Source organism: Parageobacillus sp. KH3-4, assembly GCF_022846435.1.
In the GTDB taxonomy this organism is placed as follows: Bacteria; Bacillota; Bacilli; order Bacillales; family Anoxybacillaceae; genus Parageobacillus; species Parageobacillus thermoglucosidasius_A.
Window position 1 is genome coordinate 1,872,397 of record NZ_AP025627.1, and the last position, 21,035, is coordinate 1,893,431.

The following is a 21,035-nucleotide window of genomic DNA, read 5'->3' on the forward strand; positions in this document are numbered from 1 at the left end:
TGAACGGTTGTCCATCAGACCGTATAAAAGTAAAAGTATTTGCTAGGAAGAGACGTTTACGTATATTTTACCAGTTATTTTTCGCAAAATACACGTAACAAAGTAATCTTAGGAAAATAAAATTATACATTCATTTTTGTTATATATTATTATTAGCAATATAGGTTATATTAGGAAAGGTTAACACATTTTGCAAATAGAAATTAAGGTGTGGAAAGAAACTAATGGACTGAGGACAATGATGAAATTTGACGTTATACATAGGAAAGAGGATACGGTGTCTTGGCAGGTTCGCACCGCGGCAAACCATAGAGGCATGAATTTTGTGTTGCATAATGTTTTTGCCATCTAAAAAACTTGTTACTATCCCTATTATAAAGCCATCATACTCTGCTTACTCTGCATAATAAATTACTCAACTTACCATCTTCAGACAATCGTTAAGATAATCTAGGAAGCCCAATTCGTTCAATCTATAAATTTCCAACCACTAATACTTCCTTGACTACTTGCAGTTTAAATTCCTTGGAATGTTTTCTCCACTTCATATATAAAAAGCCCCTTCGTTTGGTCACTTCGATTATAAAAACACCTTACCGAGTGTCCAAATTCATTAGGGGCTAATGAAATACAAACAAAAGGCACAAGTAGTTGTGCGCAAGGTAGATGCAAGGTTTTAATTCCTTATAGGTAAGATACAAACGCGTTCATGTTCACCAAAAACAACAAGGAAGAAGCGTTTCAATTCCTTATAGGTAAGATACAAACCGTTTACCGTCAAAATAATTCTCACCTTCACGAACGTTTCAATTCCTTATAGGTAAGATACAAACTCGTTCACGTCTATAATTTCTTTGCCGTTTTCCTCAGTTTCAATTCCTTATAGATAAGATACAAACGCTTGCTCTCGTTCTTTTGACAGCCGTTACCGGCAATTGTTTCAATTCCTTATAGGTAAGATACAAACACGCATTGCAAAATCATCTCTCAACAATTCAGAAGAGTTTCAATTCCTTATAGGTAAGATACAAACTGAAGCATATCAAACACTCAAACAAGACCGAAAAAAGTTTCAATTCCTTATAGGTAAGATACAAACCACGACAGCTGAAGCCATCGAGGAAATGCCTCGTGCGTTTCAATTCCTTATAGGTAAGATACAAACCTTTAGACGCTTTATCCGCGCTCAGACCAAAAGCGTTGTTTCAATTCCTTATAGGTAAGATACAAACCGTTTCCTACACGCCACCAGCTGTTCCGATTGTTAGTTTCAATTCCTTATAGGTAAGATACAAACCCCAAAAAACGTTGATGTATCAACATTTTTCCAAAATGGCTACATTCAGTATACGTCATTTAGAAAATTTCGTCAATATGTGGTAATGCTGATAGCTGTAAGGACCAAAAAGAAAAAAGAAGTGTCGTCGATCCCCCGCACTTTTTGCACGATTGGAGGTCGACGACACGGGTTAGCTTTCTAACAACGCCCGAATCGCTTGTACTTTTTCGTATTGTTTTTGCTTACTTGGTTTTACGTTCCATTGTCCAATGCGTTGCCAATAGGCTTTAAGTGCTTGTGCGGCTTGTTTGTTTTGCTGCGCGATGACCTCTTGATACAGCACAGATTTACTTTTTTCTTGATCTTGCTGGCTATTGGTAAGCATTTCGATTTGCTTCACCAGCCGTTCTTCTGGAGGAAGCTGTGCCAAACGTGCTTCTTCCTCTTGTCTTTGGCGTTCTTGTTCTTTCTCTCGTTCTTCGAAAAGCCGTTTCGCCTCCCGCTCTTTTTCTTTTTTGACAAGAGGAAGGAACTCCGATTCCGTAACATCCTGGATATTGGTAAAATACCCGTATCCCGACGAGGTTTTCGATCCGATTCCGAGCTCGGTCAAGGCGCTGATCGTCCATGACGCGGCTTGATCTAACAACCGCTTTGTTTGTTCTATCGTTAGACTAATGGCACGATCACACGTTATATAGATGTCAACATCCGACACTGTTACGGTAAAAAACGCAACTGGTGTCGGAGATTGGTCATCTGTTGCCGCTTGTTTTTTCTCATAATATTTTTTCATATGTACCGTTAACACATCGGGAACGAGCTGTAACCCGTTTGTCAAAAAGATGTCGTGAAATTGAATGACTCCTCGCCGTTCCTGCGTTCCGAACACGAGCGCGCCTGTTTCGTGCGATGACAGGTTTTCTTCCTTTCCATCACAATATGCTTCGATAAACCAGTGGCGGACAACCCCTTTTACGCTGGAGACCGGAATGTACGGAACACCGTATACAGGGTGAATCGTCAATGATGTTTCCCGCACATGACCCGCACCAAGCCCATGAACGATTTTCCCAATTGGATGCGCTTTTAGCTTTTTGACATACCCTGTTTGTGCCCAATGAACAAACGCCTGTTCACGCTGTCGAGCAACATCGTTTGCGATTTCTTTCAAATCACGATTCACAGGAATCGTTTCTATCTTTTTTAATATCTCGTATCTTGTTTTCTGTTCATTCCATGTATGTTCCAAGCAGTAATGCATATGATAAGCAAGGTGGGCGATTTGCCGCTTGTCGGCAAGGCGAACCACCTCTTGCGTATCTTTTGGATGGAGAAGCATCTCCCTCCCTCCTTTATTCTTCTTTCTCCGTTCCGTTCTCTTCTGCCATTCCATCAACAAACTTACGCATCCAATTCAACAGAGCTAACGCTTCCATCGTCCAAAGGCGGTATTCGGCGCTTGGAAGGTTAATGACTACTTGGACGAATTCCTTTTTGTCACCTTGAAACGCATAAGGGTATTTTTCTTGAAACCATTCGTGAAGCGCCTGATAAATCGCTCCATACTCTTTTCTTTGATCTTTTCTTTGATAACAAAATGCCAACGCTTGTCCAAATCCGTTCACTTGAATAAGGGATGGCATTTTTTTGACGTAAGACCGGTAGTTTTCAAAATTGCCGATACGCTTATCTTCTTTTGCTTTTTTCACTCTTTCAAACGCAAAAGCGGCGCGCCCATTTTCAATACCAACACGTTGAATGTTCTTTGCCACGACAACACACCCCTTTTATACCCAAATCGTCCGAAGAATTCCTCGACCTAACGTGCTATTGCCGCCAAGCTGAAATACTTTCGGGAACGTATTTTCCTTAACTAAAAAAGTTTCCACGTCTTCCGCTTTTTGAAGGCCTTCTATTCCTTTTCCGCGCACATTTCCGATGTAAAGGAAGCTATAAAAAATCGTTTCCGGCGGAACGTTTTCTTCGTACCAAAGAGCGCCATTATCTACCGTTCCCTTTTCATGGTCAATTCTGATGCGCGCATTCACTTCTGTCGATAATTTTACAAAATCGGCAAAATCATCATCTGTCAATACAACAAGGCGATCTTGAATGTTGATTTGCACATGGTCAGAAAGCAATTTCGCAAGCCGCTCCGCCAATTGTTTGGCATCATCGGAAACCGTTACTTCAAATGCATATTCCTCCAATACAATATGTTGATTTGCCGCAATTAGGCGATCAGAGCTTACCGTCTTCGGGCTTGGCACTGGAAGCGGATCGATACTATATTCATGAAGTGCGATCTCATAGTTCCACCGTTCTAATACTTGCGGGCATGTAATCCACGCAAACACGCCGCGCAGCGATTTAACTGGGAACAACAATACGCGCGCGTCGCTAAGCGCAATTGCGCTTGCTTGCGTTTCGTTTTCTTCTCCATCTGAGCCAAATACCAATTCTAGTTTTTTGTCTTCCCCTTTTTCTTTTAACGACTGCGTGATATGGTAACGCAACGCTCCTTTTAACGATGAGCTTTCGATTTTTGGAAATCCTGTATGTTTTTCGCGCTGGATCGGCAAATCGACCAACCCGATTTCACTTCCACTTCCCGCGTGAACGGATGTAACCGCATGTAGAAAAAATGGACGTACGATTGAATACATTACAATTCCTCCTCACTTTTACTTGCACCTGCAATGACTGCAAAGCCAAATCCTTCTTCTGCTCCCTCATCGGTAAAATGCATTCCGTTGGCAGCGGATAGTAATTTCGAAATGTCGCCTTCTTCCACTTCTACGTAAATGACCGAACCAGCAGGCACCATCCATTTTCGTGGTTTCGGACGATGACGGACGATATCCCAGCCGCCATATAACTCTGGTCTCCCAATGGCGGCAGTAAGCCATTTTACCGTCACGCCATTCGGCAATGCCACCTTTTCGCCGTCAAAATCGCGCGGGCGTGAACCTCTTTCAAAAATCGCTGGGGATAGGAAAATAATTTTCGCTACTTTCGTTTGCTTTATTTTTTCTGCTAGTTGTTTTTTCTCTTTGTCATCCCATAATGTAAATGTTTCTTCTGACTGCTGAATAATCCACGGGCGATTTTCGCCGCCGATGCGGGCAAATTTCACTTTTGAAAAATCCGGTCCGTTTCCAATGTAAACCGCAAGAGCTCCGTCATCACGAAAACGCCCCTGCGTAACTCGATATAAAAATCCTTTCTGAGCAGTACGCCTTCCTATATCCAACCGAATTCCTACCTTTTCTTCTCGCACGACTAACTTCGACAACGAAATAAGAGATGATATTGGCGCTTCGTGTAAAATGGCATGCTTCCATTCCTGTAGAGAAACATACTGATGTTGGGAGCTTTTCGTTTTTTCTCGTCTTGTAGAAGCAAGCCGCCACTTTCCTTGCAGCGAAGACGGCTTTTCATCGTTTGCAAGCAACAGCGGATACGCTTTTAGAGAATTTTTTTCTTCAATTACTTGATAATCTAATGGCAACGGGAGAAGAATTTCTTGTTTATATGTCAGTGCGCAATATTGTAATTGAAATTCCCCTCGTTGATTTGGTGTCCCCATCCATCTTTTCACATGTTCATCTGTTTCACGAACAAATTCATCAAATGTAGTATGGGCGTGAATATAAGCGGCACGCAAAGCCCCGTAAATCGTGTTCGGCCGAGGAGGGAACATCGACTCCATCACTGTATCTTCTCCTGCTTCCGTAACATGATGGTTTTTGAAAAAAAACGTATCTACCGGCGTCAACGTTAATTTTGTCATTCTTCCGTTCCCTCCTTCCGCTTGAAAAAGGTTAAGATTTTCAATAGATACAAAAAGTCGTATCCGCTTGGTACTATATCATGCAGTTTCATAAGTGTTTCCACATGCGAATCAAGATTATCTATTTTTGCGCCTTCTTTCATCGATCGTTTCAACAATCGACGCAATTCTGTCCGAACCATTTCCTTGTTTTCCCACTTCAGATGATATTTTTCGTGTAAAAGAGGATAAAAAGCTTGTGTAAAATGATGAATGAATGTTGGTGATAGCGATTCCTTTAACAGTGAGAGAAATTGATGTAACTCATCGGTGATTTTTTCCTGTTCCACGGTCCATGGCAATACCGCCTCCGAAATCTCTCCCGAATGAGTGTGAACGGCGATCGCCAACGCATCTTTTTGTTGTTTCGTAGTTTCCGAGTAATAGCTTTTTGCTTTTTGTTCTAGTCTTCGCACCTCATTTAACACTAATTGCAGCGGAGCCTTTTTATGGGCAACGATCAGCCCGACCGAAGCAGTAGCGCCTTTTCCTAATCCTTTTTTTTCATCGCTAAAGGCAAAACGTAATTCCTCAGCTATTTTTAACGCTTCATCTACCGGAACGAAAGCGAGAACATCGTCCCCACCCGCATATACAAGCCGGCCATGATAGTCCGTCTCAACGATGTTCGGTACAACTTTCTGGGAAAAATGCGCAAGCTTTTGGCTGATGCGGCTATAGTCTTCCTTGTTCTCTCCTGAAAACCATTTTCCCATATTGTCGCCGTCCATCATCACGATCGCATAATATTTCCCTGAACCGATTTCCATTACGGATGGAAAAGTCCGGAACTTTGTTCCTGCTGCTTTGAAGATCGGGGTGAAGTAATCACGCGCAACGCGTTTGCCAAGACAAATACCGCACAAAAACTCATTATTTTTTATTCTTCCAACATATTGCTCTTGTTCTGAATTTTCTTCCGGTTCTTTGTATATTCCCGCGCATCGTTCCCATGTTCTTTCCAATTTTTGTTTCATCGTACCGTATCGGTCGAACTCGTCTATATCCTCCAAACATAACGCTTCCCGCTCTTTACAAACGGTACAAACTAAACCGTGTTGAGGAACGGATTCATAGCGCTTTTCGTTTTTCAACGCCCCTAGCCGCCGCTCGGCGCGCTCACGAATTTGTTTAAACGCTGCCGTTTCATCATAAGGTTCGGCAACCCAATAAATTTCCAAAAACGAGCGGATTTGCGCTTCTGTCGTTGTCTTCAGCTTTTCTTTTTCATGATCTAAAAGAAACGGAAACACGTTATCAATCGCTTGAAAACAAAAATCGCAAAATACATTTCGCACGCTTTGTTCCGTTTCTTGCAATATCGCTTTTGCTTTTTCCGTTTCCCCTTCGACAATCGCCGTAAATCGGTTCGGAATGGAAGCGATATGGAGACGGCGCGATGATGGATTTTCCAATTCTTCTTTGGAAACGAGAGGATATACAATTTCGCAATGCGGGTCGGCTTGATACAGCGTTTTCATCGCTTCGCGCACAAGGTAAGATAAGATGTAACTTCCACTCCAAAAATCTTCCGTTTTCCGCGCCGATGCAATAAATGACTGCACTGGTCCGACCGTAAAAATCACCAATTGCCGTTTGCTCATACCCTCACCCCAGCTATTTCCAAAAACAAATCTCGATCTCGTTGATACTGTGGTTGTTTATATACAGAGCTATCTGCCTCTACTTCGGTGATGATTGGGTAATACAAATCCCCGATTTTCCGCACGGTACACCATAGCGGCGAAGCGAATCGTTTCGGACGAACGGCGCCTAACCGTCCATAGCGGTTCGCCCTGTGCGACGCTTCGCCAAAGCGCTTTAACACTTCTTGCGGCGTTTTTTGTCCTTCACCGACCCAAACCGCTGACAACACCGGATGGTAAGTGTGCGTTTCTCCTTTGCGCTTTACAATGCATCCACTGTCGGAAAACTGAAACCTCTCGCGCTGTCCCAAACGAATAAGCACCTCGTGCAAGCTAGCCGCGAAATCCGCGACCGTCTTCCAACGATGTTCTTCCCATTGGACCGCGCCAAATCCACGCCGCGCCCGCTGTCCTATTCCAGCAAGATGAAGCATGTACTGAAAATACAATTCATATGTTTCCAACAGCTGCTCGTGTTTTCGCAATGCCCGCATAACAACAGCTGTTTCTTGTCCTGCTGGAATCGTCTTAACCGCAAACGACGACTTTGTTCGATGCGGAAGGACGCTTTCTCCTTTTGAACCGCTTAATGGGCGTGGTAAAAGCAAGCTCACTGGAGACTTTTGCTTTTTCACCTGTGTTCCGCCAAACCATCCTTCTTCCTGCTCTAGCAACGATGCATGATTTTTTTCCTCCTGAAGCGTTCGCCACCAATAACGCCACACTCCGCGCAATGAGGAAATACGGAATTCCGCCTTTTCCTTCGCGTTGGCGCCATGCATCGCCATCGGTGTTATCAACTTCAACTTGTACGTTGTTTCTACGATCGCTGACGCTTTCAACCGTTCGTTATCAACCATTCACTCTTTCCCCTTTATTCATTTTCATTGTGAAAGTGCCGCCATTTCCTCGAAAAATGGCTTCATCGCATTTAATACCGTTTTTACTCGTTGCGCAAATCGATCTGCCGTGAACGGATTTGCTCTTACACCAGCATGATTCATATCATTGCGCAGTTCCGTCACTTCTCCAAACGGTTTCAACAATTCGCGATACGGAAGCAGCTTTTCTACCATTTCCTCGACAAATGAAACGTTATGTACTTTCCATTCTTCTTTTTTCGTTTTTCGTATGATAATCCGTATGACAGAATGAAGGTCATCTCGGATCATCACATTTGTGACTTCCAGCTGAAACGCGCGGCAGATTGCCGTAACGACATTTTCTGACAACATCGTTAACGCTGACTGAATCAGTCCATTATCTACACACCAGCGCGCTGCTTCCCACCCGTTGATAATCGTGTTGCCGCCAAAATTCAAATATTTCTTTTCCATTTCATCCAGCAACGGAACAAGCGGTTTAATCGCCTCCGCTTGTGAGTGACGGACTTGTTCAAGCTGACGGCGGAATTTTTTCACTTCTTCTTCCACTTGCAGGCTTCGGCACGTACGAATCGACTTTCCGGTTTGGTCCAACTGTTTCGCTAATTTATTCAGCTCTGCCACTTCCTGTTTCAATAGCGGGCTTGCATTGGCATCGCAAAACACTTTTCTATTTTCGCGCTCCGTCAGTTCTTTAATGAGAGAAGCATCTCCCGTTCGCAAAAACTGGTCGACTCCGTTTGTCCAATCAAGCAATTCTGCCATATTCGTCAAATCCACAATTGGCACTAGCCGCTGTTCAGGAGAAAGCTGTTTCACTTCGTTTGGTCTCCCTAGTTTTTCAAACCATCCGTACGCCAGTGTTCCGATCGTCGCTTTTTTTACTAAACGCGCGTAATTTAACACAATTAACGCCACAAATGGAATCGAGCGGAAACTGTGGGTGATATCGAAGTAAATCGTATCCCCTTCGCCAATTTCCGCGATAATGGAATCAAATAGCTTCCAATTGGCGGACTCGTCTTGACCGCTTTCCATTTCAACAAGCTTGACGTTCGCTTCTGGAGCGATCCGTTGGAAAGCAGTTTTGATCCCTTCCACTTGTTGCCCGTCACGAACCTTATCATTCCAGTTGCTTTCTTTTGCCTCTTTCGTCGCAAAGATGATCACATCCATTGGTTCTTCATTTCGAAATAATTCGTAAATGGCTGTTTGCACAAAGCGCGTATAACTGGAGCGCTGACCGCGATATGTGTAAAAACAATATTCATAATCATTGCGGCCTAGAAAAGACAACAGCACATTTCGAGCCATTCGTTTTACTTCACCACCGTCATTAAATCATTCGTAATATCCAAAAATTCCGACCAGTCTTCATAAAGCCCGCGCCCTTGCGAAGCTTCACGTTCATAACGGTCATGATCAAGCCATAAGTAGTTAGCGTACAACCGATCTTCCCGTTCGTCATAGCGGTACGCCAGTCGGAAGACGGTTTGTCCGTTGCTTGCTCCTTTGTATAAATGGTATTTTACTTGTTCTTGACGGATCGTTTTAAATTCCTTTTCATGTTGTAAATCAGACACATTTCCCTCTTTATATTTCAGCTTTTTCACAAGCTCGTGAAGCTGCTGAAAAATAAATAATGATTGATGGCGATTGTGCTCCAAGACATCCGCAATTTGTTTCGACACAAAATAAGCGGTATCAAATAAATGTCTATATTTCTCTTGTTCTAGCAAAAACTCTCCAAAAGCGCTTAAGCAAACGAAACCGTCTTCCTGATAGAACAAGGAAGGGTATTGTTCCACGCATTGTCTTTCTTGATAAGACAGTGCCTGAACCGGAACCACATCTTTTTGACATTTCCGAAGCAAATCTAAATGCTCATAAACGAATTCCTCTTTGATATGAATCGGAACCGGCGGAATTTCATGAAGAACTTGATGGTCTTCATGTAAATAAGCAGTCGGATAATTTAAAAACGCGCCAACAATATAACCGAGTGACGTCATCACTTTATATCCGCCGATAGGCGCAAAACATGTCGATGTTGGTTCCCCTTGGGAAAGGGCGTAACTAAGTTTCGACATGTATTCTCCTAACGTTTCTTGCATGCGTTTTGGATTTTTTACGTCAATGTCTACGTATATCACACGGACATTGGCTTGAAAATGCATTTCCAATAGACTCGTTAAAATGGATTCTACGATCCGACCTCCTACTGTTTGCGTCACAAAAAGGACGATCGTCGGCCGCTCGGCCAGTTTTCCTTTTTTGCGGAGCTCATGCACCGTCGAGTATTCGGCGGAAACACGGTTAGGCCGATGCTCTACTTCATGCGCGAATTGCTTAGCGTACTGAAGCCAACACTCGATCTTCTTTTCCATCTCCTCATTGATTTCTTTTTCATCTAATAGCAGTCGTATTTCCGCCATCGTTTCATCACGGTTTATCGAAAAAACATTCGCTCTGCCAGTCAATAAGGAAACACCGCACGTAATGACGATATGTTGATACATTTCCGTTCCGCAATTACATCATCACCGCTGTTGATTAAGAAACTCTAGGAAACTATCAACAGCAGAAACATGATTTCCAGCGGCGCACCACCTTTCTACTACTTCCAATTTCCTATCCAAATTTTAACTAATTTTTTCTGCATATATCAACAAAAATTTACAACAAAACTAAAAAAACCCCATAATTATGGGGCTTTCACACTATCGGTTCCATATGCTCTAATAAAGACGTAATGATTAAATATCATTACAGTTACGTACATGCAACCTTTAATGTGCTTCCTGTACAGAATTTATTTCTCGTAGTTAAGATGCAAACACAGAGTGTTGAGTGAGCATGCATCTTGGATGGTCAGTTTCAATTCCTCATAGGTAAGATAAAAACTATATTTTGCGCAAATGAATACAATTGAATCAATTGGGGTTTATTCCTTATAGGTACGATACAAACGAATTCATAATAGAAGTCAAAAAACTATCCGAGAAATTATATTTCGATCCCCATAGGTAAGATAAAAACATTTCAATGGTTTCGTCCACTTCCTAGCTTATGAGTTTCAATTCCTTATAGGTAAGATAAAAACGATGAAGCATTGTTTATTGCAAAATTAAAGTGCAGAGATGTGCAAAATTTTTATGCAAATGGTTATGCAGAGGGGCTTTACATGGAGGGGCAGTCATGATAACCTGTTTGGGTTTGTCAAATCTGTTACAGCTGGCCGCTTGGCAAAAGAATCATGGCTGCAGAGGCTCCATGTCAAGCCCTCAATAGCGAGAATTCGGATTGAATTTTTATGCAATATAAACGAATTTATATACTGCAATACTCTGCACTTTTTCCTTGCAAAAAACAACCACCTCCTGAAAGGAGTGGTAATTTGTCTATTAATTTTATTTACACTTGGTTTGCATTGTTTTTTATTTTTGCCATAATGCTTGCTTTTAGTCTAGTGGAATTTGCCAAGCGAACGGTTAATCCAGTGAGTAGAAAGATTTCTCTATCGATATATTTCATTTCCAGTATAGGTATTATAGTCCTTTATGGAACAATCTTCTATCAATTTTTTAAAATTTTTTGGTAAAGAAAAAGAACTACTGCCCTAAAAAAATTTCCCTAGGAAAAACGGGAAGTTTTTTTTATTAGATAAAAAGATGATGATAAGAACTATTATGACAAATTTTTAAAATATTTTTAAAAAATTAGGAATATTTATTGACAATTATAGTAAGAACAAAATATAATCTAATTGTAAAATAAAGGTTAATAGGGGGATTGATGGAATACTGGTAAAACACTGTTTTATTTAGAAATGATTAGCGGATCTTATTGGCTGTTCTGCTTTGGGGGAGTATGATTTTTGTAAGGAGGAAATCAACAATGACTAAAAAATTTCTAAAATCGATACTTGCTTTTTCACTAACTTTTGGTTTGTTATTGGGAGGTAGCATCATCGCTTCCGCAGAAAATGAGAATTCAAATACTGGGTGCTTATTAAGTAATGAAGCAAATGCGACATTGAGTAAAGCTTTAGATGAAGCTAAAGAATCTAAAGTTATTAAATCCCAAAATGGAAACATGGTAGTTGAAATAACGGATCCAGAAGTGCTTAAAGAATTAGAAGCTTCTATTCCTGAGCAAGACGGGAAAAAACTAGTTGGTGTTTCAGTGGCATACACTCAAACAAAAAACTTATCTCTTTCGAAAAATAATTCTGTAGTGACTCCGCAGTGGGCAACTGGTTACTATTTAAAAAACATTCATACTGGTGAAGCATGCGGTGTTTCAATAATAAGACAATCTACTTTTAAGGGACCATCAACTGCTACATTGACTGTGAAAGAAAATGTTTCTGCTACATGGTCATCTAACACAAATATAAGTGCTTCAACGGTTTCAGCAGGATTAGGTTTTAGTGTAACAAGTTCTTACGAGGTTTCGGATACTTATCAAATTAAAGTTCCATCAGGGAAAACATATACCATAGTCGCTAGACCGTATTACCAAACTTATAATTTTGACGTTTGGTATGATCCGATTATTGGAAGTGATTATAAAGCGGGATATGGAAATGCTTCCAAACCAATCGGAGTATGCTTTTATTACTATGAATGATAATTTATAAAGAATTTTTATTGGAGTAAGTTTCTATATGAAACTTACTTCTGTTTTTTTGTGGTTAATTTGGTATAAACTTTAATATAATTAATTTATCTTGTATTGTTTATATGAACAAAAAGGAGGAAGGAGTAAAATGAATTTTTTAAAAGACCCGAACAAAATGAGGTTTATTTCATTAATAGTTGCTGTAATTGGATTGTTTTTAATTTTAAACAGTCCTAGATTAGGGAGTATTTCAACTTCATCATGGCTTCGGTCAGTAGGTGGTAGTGAGGATTCTCAGAAATATTTGCAAATGTTAGAAGGGTATATAGACTCTTATAGAGTGATAGGATCAATTTTCTTATTTACAGGTTTATTTTCCATTCTCAACAAGAATGGCAACAAATAGGATGGAAAAGAAAAATTACGTTCAGATTGTAACACCATAAAATGGGGAGTTGGAAGATGATGATCCAACTCCTTTTTTTATAAAAAACATTTTTCAAAAGTATAATATAAAGAAATTTAAGCTTTAGCTTTTCTAAGGGGGGTGCTTTTGAGCTATATAAGCAACATGGCTTTATTGCAGGAACGAAAAGCTCAAAGGGTAGCCACTGTGATTTTTGAGTTTCATATGAACTCCAAACTTTTCGATAGGCTTGATGCTACAGAAAAGTTAGGAGTTTTATCTGACAAGATTTATGTTTTAAAAACACGGTTTAAAGAAAAACCTTTTGCTCAATTGATTGCCAAATATTTATTATGGACAATTGATGATTATACTAGAGAAAACCTGTTATGTCCAGAATGTTACCACAAAATGTAAATAACGATAAAAACGGCGACTTTATCTATTTTAGAGACATGTTTGAACGATGTTTCAATTCCTCATAGGTAAGATAAAAACGAATATACGGAAGCCCATAACGCTAGTTATTATTTGTTTCAATTCCTCATAGGTAAGATAAAAACTGTACGGTCAAAAATGCTCATATATGAATCAACTCGGTTTCAATTCCTCATAGGTAAGATAAAAACAGAAGTCATCCAACGGAGCAAAGAATTTATTGTGAAGTTTCAATTCCTCATAGGTAAGATAAAAACGAATTTGATGCCAGACGATGTTTATGATCACCTGGAGTTTCAATTCCTCATAGGTAAGATAAAAACAAGGTGTGGCGCGTGGTGAATCACTGCTGAAAATCGCGTTTCAATTCCTCATAGGTAAGATAAAAACCCCAACAAATGCTAATATATCAAGGACAGTGAATAATAGATATGTACAGTATACGCCAGTTTGAAAATTGCGTCAATATGGAAAAAGTGCTGATAGCTGTAGGAGAAAATTAGGAAAATAAATATGTCGTCGATCCCCTGGGGTTTGTGCGCTATTAGAGATCGACGACAAAAATATATGTTGCTATTCAATGAATTCAAACATCTATTTGTTGATTTGAGATTTTTTAACCAACTGAGTATCCATAGGCAAGGAAAGACCGACCGCAGACACCTCCTACGTCCCCCTAGCATGTCTATAAAACAAACGGCTGAGTGCTGGCGATAAGCTGTTTCTGGGCATGTCATCGTTAGTCATTATTCTGGTTCATTTATTGCTATCTGTTTTATGGTTTGCCGTTTCTGCTGTCGTTGTCTATTTCCCTGCTGTTTTGTCTGTTGCATTATAATAGTAACATGTGATAGTGCCCGAAGCGGCATTGTGGCGCGCCTGTTGTCACGCTCTCATATATGTTAATATTTGAGAGTGTTTACAATACTGATTATTTTTACATCACATCATTATGAAATTTTTAACAATTATTTATCATCTACTATATTTTTTATAAAATGCCAAAATCGGTCTTTTTTGTACGTATTTGTTCAATTATCGCAGCCATTCGTTCAGCAAAATCACGCCCCAGCCGTACTTGAACTATCCGAATCGTTATCAGCGACGCCTACGCACAACAAACTTTGTTAGAACTTCGGCAACGCCTCCGCGACATCGACAAGATTACTATAGCTGTCTTTTAAGCAGCGGGACGCCGTGGCGAATATTGCTGTAACCCCAGCGAGCCTTTGAACTTTTTTAATGTCATTTTTGTGGCTTTTAACATCCACTTACGAAATGTATGCCAGAACATATGGGGCGTAAGTTTTTTATTTGGCAAACTATAGCTTTCGATCATTCGCTGAATGCCCCAGACCGAAAACTTCAGCGAGCGCTGGCTGTAAAATACGTATGGTGATTGAGCGACATGCGGCTTTTTTCTTCGTTTGAACATGCGCTTTATTATTGGTCCACCATGCTCGATATTTAAATGCTGAATTTGGTAGCTAATCAGAAATAATTATTTCGATTTCCGAAAATGATAGACTTACAAAATCACCCTTCAGTTCAGTTAGATGGTCGTTTAACGGTTGATATTTACTCATACCCACTTCCTTTTTCTTTTCCTTCCGCTGCCTTTTCGCTAATTCAATCGCTTCTTTGTATTGCTTCCGCACGTATGAATTCCAGCGAAATCCGCAGGATGCCGGCGTTCGCGATAGGCAGCCCTACTTCCTCAATGCGGCGAGCTGAGCTCCCCCTTCGCGAATATAGCGCAATACAACTTCTGCCAACATCAAATCTTCGTCTTGCTTCCATGCATCTTGGCGTACGCTCGTCATAGATTCTAATCTCCAGTTATTTTTTCACTATATGTATGCAGCTAGTAGAAAACATAGATAGAAGAGAGAAATATTATGATTTCTATAAAAAGGTACGCACCGCCTATTCATGTTCTTCCGATTCCCATAATCTTCTTTAACATCAATCTGTTTATTTAGGTATGCCATAAGTTTTTATAGAGCGACTGGATGCAATAATCATCATAAATACAACCTGTCCGTTAAAAAATTATTGAAGAGAAAAAAACGCTTAATCCTTATAAGGACTAAGCGGATTTGATTTTAAATTACAAATGCAAAAAACAATCTAGGCAGGTCCTAAAGTTCCCTTTCCACCTGCACCACCATCATGACTCATTAGCCGTAGATAATAGGTATCTTTCGGTATAGTTACTTCGGCGTAAAGTGATGTCCCCGGATCAATGGTCCAACTTTTAACAACATCATCAATAAATGTGGTTTCCATAATTCGTATGACCATTGGACTATATCCACTTGTATGACTTGCAGTAACTCTTGCTTTACCAGTCAAAATATCAATCTTTGGAGAATCAGCTAATCCAGCAGCAAGGGGAAGAGTGACTGATACACTTGCTTGAGTTTCTACTCCTTCATTGTTCTCTAACTCGTTTGTTGTGTTTTGGTGACTTTGATTTTCTTGTGTCATTTTGGCTTCCTCCTTTTTTAATTAAATTTTTTTCAGCTGATAAGAACTTAACAGCTACACCATATAAAGAAGAAGAAAACCGTATAACTACAACCAATTTATAAAGAGTGTGTATTGAATTAATAGTTCTATCGGTCCAAGAGTACTTTCTTACATAAATAAAAACACTCAGATGACTAAAACTTCTGAGTGTTTTTATTTATTCTCATTTGTGAATCTTAAGTGATTAAAAGTTTAAAGATTTTATACCCAATTAAACCAAACAGTAAATTTAGTAATGCAAGATCGATGATATTGGTAAAGTTCAAACTTTCTTGTAAATTGAGAAAGAATATATGATATAAATATTTACTCGAGCCAAAAGTGGCTAATTCTGCTGAAATATAGAGAAAAATCAATGTAATTGGAATGCTTACGTCACCAAAAACAGCAAATAAAATTAATGAAACAACAACACTGATTAAACATTGTGTAAGTAATAGCATTAAGGTTGGTAAAGCCTTAAATTCATCAAATCTAAATTCAATCGCTATGATTAGAGATAATAAGGGAATAAATAAAATAACAAAAAACATAATTAATATCTTTTCTATATTTCCTTTATAATAAAGCCACATATGCTGAAAATTCCCTGTTCCAAATAAATCATAAAACAGATATAACGCCCAAATACATGCAAGCGGAATGAACGTTAACTGAAGTAACACTATTACTACATTAACATTGTTATTGGGAATTCCAAAAATCAAAAATAACATTACAATAAGAATGACCAACGGTACATATAGCACCCATCCTAATGTTTTACTTTTTAGTTGGAGTAAATTTATCATAATACTACCTCTCCTTTTAGTAGAGATACATAGCTGCCTAAAAATCCAGGTTGAACTGGTTTATATAATTGATGATCCGCAATAGGTTTTCTTGTAATGAATTTTACTTTTACTAACCTATTAGATATTTTATCTATTTTTACTATTTCCCCTATAGCATTTAATTTTTGTAAATCATTCAATTCTATAGTGGCTTCATAGGAAAGATTTTCTGAGCGTTGTATCATTTCGCTTAAGCTACCTTCGAACCTTTTTTGCCCTTTTTCAATTACTACAATATGGTTACAAATATATTCAATGTCTTCAGGCAAATGAGAAGAAATAATTATATCCTCCACCTTCTCACTTATAGTTAAAAGAATATTTCGCAATTTAATACATTCTATTATATCTAATCCAGCAGTTGGCTCATCTATAATTAAATAATTAGGCTTATTTAGAAGGGCTTGAGCTATCCCTACCCTTCGATGCGTTCCACCAGATAATTCCTTCATCTTTTTATTCTTATAATTATCGAGATTAAGTAATTCGATTAGATGTTCTATATGAGCAGAATCAAAATTACCTTTCAAAGTAGCGAGTAGTTTCAATACTTCATAAACTGTTAAATTAGGATAAATAGAAAAATTTTGAGGCAGATATCCTATCCGTATTTGCTCATTATTTGTTTTATCGAAAATAATTTCGCTCCCCTTATCGCCTTTTTCCACGGAAGCAATTATTCTCATTAATGTGGATTTACCAGCACCATTTGGCCCAATTATCCCTGTAATTCCTTTTAGCTGTAGGTTTAAATTATCTAGTATCTTATTTCCTCTAATGGTTTTTGACAAATTTTTTATTGTTATCATTGTATTACCTCCATTTGTGTTGTTTTTAACAACTCCTCAAGTTGTTCCCAGTCATTTTCTTCGTCATCCTCTAAAAGTGACTTCCATTTGATCAGAAATTCATTAGGTAGTTTTGTATTATTGTATTCCAGCAATTTATTATAAATTGGTTTATCTTTTTCACTGATATAAGGTTCAGCAACTAATTGCTGATATTGTTTGAATATAAAAGAAGATTTGTTTTTAAAGTCGTTATCTAAGTTCGCACCTAAAAAACTATTAAAGACTAACCAATTTGCAAATTGTTCAGGTCCCTTAAAATTCTTATTGTTGTTAAAGGCAAATACCATCTGATATGGAATAGTTGTATTTAATGGTCGTTTCTTCGTTAGTTTCACTGGGTCCAATTGGATAATTAATTGTTCTTTCGTGCTCGATGTGAAGGTAAAGATATATGAATCATTTATAGCCATACTAGGCAGCAGAACGATGTTTTTTGGAAGCTTATAATTTGTTTTGAAGAGATTGTTGTAATTACTTATCATCTTTTCAAATTCTAAAAGATATTTATCTAATTCATTTTCATAACTAAACCAAGATTTCGGGTAATAAATGTTATGATCATCCTTTTTTCTTTGCGTTAAATCTCCCCCGATTAATGTTAGTCCAGTCGCTTCTCCTTCATAAACTGAACCATCTATTTGTTTTAAATTTACATAGTCCAGCTTTTCTTTTCCCTCGTATGTTAATTTAAATTTAATCGGTTCTGGATTACTAAGTTTATTTGGTATAACGTGTTCATTGAAAACAAAGTGAGTAGGAGTCATTTTATTGGCAGGTATCCAACTAAAATCAGAAGGCAAAAACACCTTATTCTGTGTGGCCGGATTTGCAAGTGTGCCATTGCCAGTATATTGAATATTAAGTGTTATGGTGCGTTCTATAAAGTTTAATGGTAAGTTAACGATTGTAAAGTCACCCATCTGTTCGAATCGAAGATTTATACCATTAGAATCATTAATTTTAGTTATTCGAAAGCCTTTATACAAAGTGAAAGCAATTTTAGATGTCTTTATATTGTTAACTTCCATTTCAAGATCCACAGAAAATTTTTCGTAATTCTTTACTGCTACCTTAAAGCTTTCAATTTTATAATCAAATAAATCCTTATCTGGAATCTTATGTTGTTTTTCATAAAAATCATATTCGTCTAGGTATCCATCTAGATAATTAATATTATTAGATGAATAAGGTATTAGACTAAAAATAACCAAAGTAAACAAAAGCGATGCAATATTAATCCGCTGTAATCTTCGTTTAGTCGCTGCAAATATAGAAAGGAAACAGATCCCTAACAAAATCAATATATATATCACTTTCTTTGCCCAATATAACTGAAAACCATAGAAAGGTTGATAAGGCGCATTCATATCTTGTACACCAAGATTCAAGTTATGCAATAACGAAAATCCCTCTGTTAACTGAGCGTTGGACAAGAGATTATTCACGAAGTTCTGGTTTGTAGGTGATAATAATGCCCATATGAGTATTAAGTAAGCATATGAAAAGGTACTTCGTGAATTAGCACCAACGATGTATCCGATTAATCCCGCTATAAAATACGGTAATAACAGATTATTTATCAGAAAGGCGCTACTCTCAAAATAAAAATGATTTGATGGATTCAAATGAAAGTAATACAAATTTGTGATAATAATTAATGAGAAAACAAAGACCGTAATAATTAAGAGTAGTAATACAATATTTAAAATAAGTACTTTAATAATACCGCCTTTTATAGTTTTATATAGAACCATCGCTCCTGAATTCTTCCTTGCTATTTGAAAGCCTAAAAGCATAAAAAACAGCATCCCTGATTGTATTAAAAAGCTTGATAACTGCAAAGCATTACCTGCATCTTTTAGTTTAAACAAAATGCTGTACAATAAAAAAACCGAATAAATATATAAGCTGACTAATCCAAGTATAAGTAAATATTTGTGTGACTTTATAGTTAGGATTGATAAAATCTTAAATATCCTCATTATCCCACCTCAATTAAAAAGTAATGAACCATTAAGAAATCTTAACGGTTCATTACTTTCTTTTTTTAATTAGAAATACTTACTCTTGCGTAGATTTTACTTGGTGAATACGCATAAGCGTAGTAGGAAGAAGGCTCAAGAGAAACCCACGTGGAAACACCAGTACCCGGTGGGTCTATACGGAAATATGCATACGGATCCGGCAGAACTGCCAATGATTTTCTAATACTAGCTTCTAAGCGATCCACAGATCTACTTTCATTAAAAGAACTAAAGCTTACACCTCCGTCATGAACAGGGATATTAGGTCCACTTTTGCTAGACTCGTACGATAAAATAGCTGTTGAAGTAGCTGCTTGTGCAGTAGTAGCCAAAATTGCCATAAACAGCATACTGATAATCAGGAAGATTGCCTTAATATTTGATTTACTTGTGGCTAGACTCATAATATTTACCTCCTATTATTTTTAAATGGTTTTATATTACTTTAATTGTAAAAAGAAGCTACTTTTAGGTTATTTAATTTTATTTGTTAGCCGATTGCACTTACTTTTCCGCTTACCGCAAATCGGGATAGACCCATGTGCATAATAGTTACTTGGTTCAAGGGAGACAGTTTCAGGCCAGCTACCTCATGGGGCGCAATCATCTGATGCCATGTATATTTTTTTAATTTTTCTTAGATGATGTTAAGGTATTCATCATAGGTTTCTCTTATTTTTTAAGTTGAGTAATGAATCAAAGAATTGATTCATTACTCATTTTTTATCTACTAACTAACGGTTTAGCAGACGAAACAAAAAATTGCTTCAACAACTGGTGTCATACCATAAAACGGAGCAGCTTGTGCGCAATCACATAGTCTTTGGTCACAATAGCAATTTGGATAGTCAACGTTATTTCTTGCATAACAGCAGTCATGCGACTTACAGCAATTATCTAACTCATTAATACCGTATTTTGAAGATGTGCAAGCAACGGAACCTCCACACTTCATACCGCACCAGATATATCCTCCGGGCAAACAACCATCAAGAAACCCTTCGGAGTCAACTTGATCTAGCAACATCCCTGGATAGTAATTTTCATCAATAGGGAATTCCTCACTTGCCTGAGCGTCAACTTCAGCAGCCGCTTTAATTGCCTCTTCAGTCAATCGAGTTTCAAATGAAGAGATAAATGTGTCATGTCTGGCCTTGAAGTGGGTTATCGTAAACCCTTCTTCATCATCACTATTGCGAGTGATACTTCCAATAAAAAAGTCGTTTGTTGTTTCTTTCTCGCCATTCAGATTACGGATAAGATATTTGATTTTTACATTGTCGTTTACCTTTAGATATAAAGATTTAGCAGAGATAACATCATTACCTTTTGCTACGTCAAACTTCAGAGCTTGGATCACCTCAACTGTATCCTCATTGAAATCGAAATTTTCTTGATGCTTCATTTCACGGATAAGATTTTGAAATTTAGGTTTGTTTTTGAAAGTAGAAATTAGTTCTTTAATCTCTGCTTTGTTTAAATAATTACCAACTACCTGCATTTTGGCACCCTCCTTGTTTTTTCTTGTGTCAGCTGACACTATATATAGAAAAACAAAGAGGTAAAGTTACAACCTAATAAATAAAAAATTTATAAATGTACATGATTTAAAAATTAAACCACATGCATATAATTCCCCCTATATAATGTAAATAGATGAATTTTATTTATTTCCTGTTTACCT

The 21,035-nt window shown here is 38.1% G+C and carries 17 protein-coding genes, 2 pseudogenes and 2 CRISPR repeat arrays; of the genes and pseudogenes, 3 read left to right on the forward strand and 16 right to left on the reverse strand.

The window, feature by feature from the left end; genetic code table 11:
• The first annotated feature begins 673 nt into the window (after positions 1-673).
• A CRISPR array of direct repeats spans positions 674-1,297; the repeat unit is 30 nt; unit sequence GTTTCAATTCCTTATAGGTAAGATACAAAC.
• A 172-nt stretch (positions 1,298-1,469) separates the two neighbouring features.
• The 8 genes from cmr6 to MWM02_RS09695 are packed head-to-tail and all read right to left on the reverse strand — an operon-like array spanning position 1,470 to position 10,163.
• Entirely contained in the window at positions 1,470-2,621 is a 1,152-nt protein-coding gene (gene cmr6, locus MWM02_RS09660) for a type III-B CRISPR module RAMP protein Cmr6 (RefSeq protein WP_064550500.1), read from the reverse strand.
• Between the two features lie 13 nt (positions 2,622-2,634).
• Positions 2,635-3,054: a type III-B CRISPR module-associated protein Cmr5 gene (cmr5, locus tag MWM02_RS09665; RefSeq protein WP_064550501.1), complete on the reverse strand. Its 420-nt coding sequence runs from the start codon at positions 3,052-3,054 to the stop codon at positions 2,635-2,637.
• Positions 3,055-3,069: 15 nt separating this feature from the next.
• Positions 3,070-3,948 (reverse strand): type III-B CRISPR module RAMP protein Cmr4, encoded by an 879-nt coding sequence (cmr4, locus tag MWM02_RS09670; protein WP_064550502.1) that lies wholly within the window; start codon positions 3,946-3,948, stop codon positions 3,070-3,072.
• Entirely contained in the window at positions 3,948-5,075 is a 1,128-nt protein-coding gene (gene cmr3, locus MWM02_RS09675; protein WP_064550503.1) for a type III-B CRISPR module-associated protein Cmr3, read from the reverse strand. The genes cmr4 and cmr3 overlap by 1 nt, the downstream gene beginning before the upstream one ends.
• Positions 5,072-6,718: a type III-B CRISPR-associated protein Cas10/Cmr2 gene (cas10, locus tag MWM02_RS09680; RefSeq protein WP_064550504.1), complete on the reverse strand. Its 1,647-nt coding sequence runs from the start codon at positions 6,716-6,718 to the stop codon at positions 5,072-5,074. Before cas10 ends, cmr3 begins: the two co-directional genes overlap by 4 nt.
• Complete coding sequence (gene cmr1 / locus MWM02_RS09685; protein WP_064550505.1) at positions 6,715-7,620, reverse strand: type III-B CRISPR module RAMP protein Cmr1; 906 nt, start codon at positions 7,618-7,620, stop codon at positions 6,715-6,717. Before cmr1 ends, cas10 begins: the two co-directional genes overlap by 4 nt.
• Before the next feature lie 24 nt (positions 7,621-7,644).
• The gene (csx2, locus tag MWM02_RS09690; RefSeq protein ID WP_244403564.1) at positions 7,645-8,958 is read right to left on the reverse strand and encodes a TIGR02221 family CRISPR-associated protein; all 1,314 of its coding nucleotides are present in this window, start codon (positions 8,956-8,958) and stop codon (positions 7,645-7,647) included.
• 5 nt (positions 8,959-8,963) lie between these two features.
• Entirely contained in the window at positions 8,964-10,163 is a 1,200-nt protein-coding gene (locus MWM02_RS09695; protein WP_064550506.1) for a CRISPR-associated protein, read from the reverse strand.
• Between the two features lie 1,378 nt (positions 10,164-11,541).
• Here MWM02_RS09695 and MWM02_RS09700 point away from each other — a divergent pair.
• The 3 genes from MWM02_RS09700 to MWM02_RS09710 all read left to right on the forward strand — a co-directional run bounded on the left by MWM02_RS09700 (position 11,542) and on the right by MWM02_RS09710 (position 13,090).
• Positions 11,542-12,276 carry a DUF6426 family protein gene (locus MWM02_RS09700; RefSeq protein WP_090949097.1) on the forward strand — a complete coding sequence of 245 codons (735 nt, stop codon included), beginning with the start codon at positions 11,542-11,544 and terminating at the stop codon, positions 12,274-12,276.
• Between the two features lie 139 nt (positions 12,277-12,415).
• Complete coding sequence (locus MWM02_RS09705; RefSeq protein WP_064550507.1) at positions 12,416-12,673, forward strand: hypothetical protein; 258 nt, start codon at positions 12,416-12,418, stop codon at positions 12,671-12,673.
• A 147-nt stretch (positions 12,674-12,820) separates the two neighbouring features.
• The gene (locus MWM02_RS09710; RefSeq protein ID WP_244403565.1) at positions 12,821-13,090 is read left to right on the forward strand and encodes a hypothetical protein; all 270 of its coding nucleotides are present in this window, start codon (positions 12,821-12,823) and stop codon (positions 13,088-13,090) included.
• 51 nt (positions 13,091-13,141) lie between these two features.
• A CRISPR array of direct repeats spans positions 13,142-13,501; the repeat unit is 30 nt; unit sequence GTTTCAATTCCTCATAGGTAAGATAAAAAC.
• Between the two features lie 737 nt (positions 13,502-14,238).
• Here the strand turns inward: MWM02_RS09710 and MWM02_RS09715 are convergent.
• The 8 genes and pseudogenes from MWM02_RS09715 to MWM02_RS09750 form a co-directional block, all read right to left on the reverse strand.
• Positions 14,239-14,534 (reverse strand): annotated as a pseudogene (locus tag MWM02_RS09715) (tyrosine-type recombinase/integrase); the annotation flags it as partial.
• A 160-nt stretch (positions 14,535-14,694) separates the two neighbouring features.
• Positions 14,695-14,934: pseudogene (locus tag MWM02_RS09720) on the reverse strand (RsfA family transcriptional regulator); the annotation flags it as partial.
• 307 nt (positions 14,935-15,241) lie between these two features.
• Positions 15,242-15,601 (reverse strand): hypothetical protein, encoded by a 360-nt coding sequence (locus tag MWM02_RS09725; protein WP_244403566.1) that lies wholly within the window; start codon positions 15,599-15,601, stop codon positions 15,242-15,244.
• Positions 15,602-15,819: 218 nt separating this feature from the next.
• Positions 15,820-16,434: a hypothetical protein gene (locus tag MWM02_RS09730; RefSeq protein WP_064550510.1), complete on the reverse strand. Its 615-nt coding sequence runs from the start codon at positions 16,432-16,434 to the stop codon at positions 15,820-15,822.
• Positions 16,431-17,285, reverse strand: a complete 855-nt coding sequence (locus MWM02_RS09735) for an ABC transporter ATP-binding protein (RefSeq protein ID WP_064550511.1) — start codon at positions 17,283-17,285, stop codon at positions 16,431-16,433. Before MWM02_RS09735 ends, MWM02_RS09730 begins: the two co-directional genes overlap by 4 nt.
• Positions 17,282-19,123 (reverse strand): hypothetical protein, encoded by a 1,842-nt coding sequence (locus MWM02_RS09740; protein WP_244403567.1) that lies wholly within the window; start codon positions 19,121-19,123, stop codon positions 17,282-17,284. Before MWM02_RS09740 ends, MWM02_RS09735 begins: the two co-directional genes overlap by 4 nt.
• A 251-nt stretch (positions 19,124-19,374) precedes the next feature.
• Positions 19,375-19,755, reverse strand: a complete 381-nt coding sequence (locus MWM02_RS09745; RefSeq protein WP_064550513.1) for a hypothetical protein — start codon at positions 19,753-19,755, stop codon at positions 19,375-19,377.
• A 338-nt stretch (positions 19,756-20,093) separates the two neighbouring features.
• Positions 20,094-20,852, reverse strand: a complete 759-nt coding sequence (locus MWM02_RS09750) for a phospholipase A2 family protein (protein ID WP_064550514.1) — start codon at positions 20,850-20,852, stop codon at positions 20,094-20,096.
• Between the last annotated feature and the right edge of the window lie 183 nt (positions 20,853-21,035).

Bases quoted from the DNA above. Each gene is read 5' to 3' on its own strand.
- cmr6 (WP_064550500.1), bottom strand. From the start codon at position 2,621: ATGCTTCTCCATCCAAAAGATACGCAAGAGGTGGTTCGCCTTGCCGAC.
- cmr4 (WP_064550502.1), bottom strand. From the start codon at position 3,948: ATGTATTCAATCGTACGTCCATTTTTTCTACATGCGGTTACATCCGTT.
- cmr3 (WP_064550503.1), bottom strand. From the start codon at position 5,075: ATGACAAAATTAACGTTGACGCCGGTAGATACGTTTTTTTTCAAAAAC.
- cas10 (WP_064550504.1), bottom strand. From the start codon at position 6,718: ATGAGCAAACGGCAATTGGTGATTTTTACGGTCGGACCAGTGCAGTCA.
- cmr1 (WP_064550505.1), bottom strand. From the start codon at position 7,620: ATGGTTGATAACGAACGGTTGAAAGCGTCAGCGATCGTAGAAACAACG.
- csx2 (WP_244403564.1), bottom strand. From the start codon at position 8,958: ATGGCTCGAAATGTGCTGTTGTCTTTTCTAGGCCGCAATGATTATGAA.
- MWM02_RS09695 (WP_064550506.1), bottom strand. From the start codon at position 10,163: ATGTATCAACATATCGTCATTACGTGCGGTGTTTCCTTATTGACTGGC.
- MWM02_RS09700 (WP_090949097.1), top strand. From the start codon at position 11,542: ATGACTAAAAAATTTCTAAAATCGATACTTGCTTTTTCACTAACTTTT.
- MWM02_RS09705 (WP_064550507.1), top strand. From the start codon at position 12,416: ATGAATTTTTTAAAAGACCCGAACAAAATGAGGTTTATTTCATTAATA.
- MWM02_RS09725 (WP_244403566.1), bottom strand. From the start codon at position 15,601: ATGACACAAGAAAATCAAAGTCACCAAAACACAACAAACGAGTTAGAG.
- MWM02_RS09730 (WP_064550510.1), bottom strand. From the start codon at position 16,434: ATGATAAATTTACTCCAACTAAAAAGTAAAACATTAGGATGGGTGCTA.
- MWM02_RS09735 (WP_064550511.1), bottom strand. From the start codon at position 17,285: ATGATAACAATAAAAAATTTGTCAAAAACCATTAGAGGAAATAAGATA.
- MWM02_RS09740 (WP_244403567.1), bottom strand. From the start codon at position 19,123: ATGCTTTTAGGCTTTCAAATAGCAAGGAAGAATTCAGGAGCGATGGTT.
- MWM02_RS09745 (WP_064550513.1), bottom strand. From the start codon at position 19,755: ATGAGTCTAGCCACAAGTAAATCAAATATTAAGGCAATCTTCCTGATT.
- MWM02_RS09750 (WP_064550514.1), bottom strand. From the start codon at position 20,852: ATGCAGGTAGTTGGTAATTATTTAAACAAAGCAGAGATTAAAGAACTA.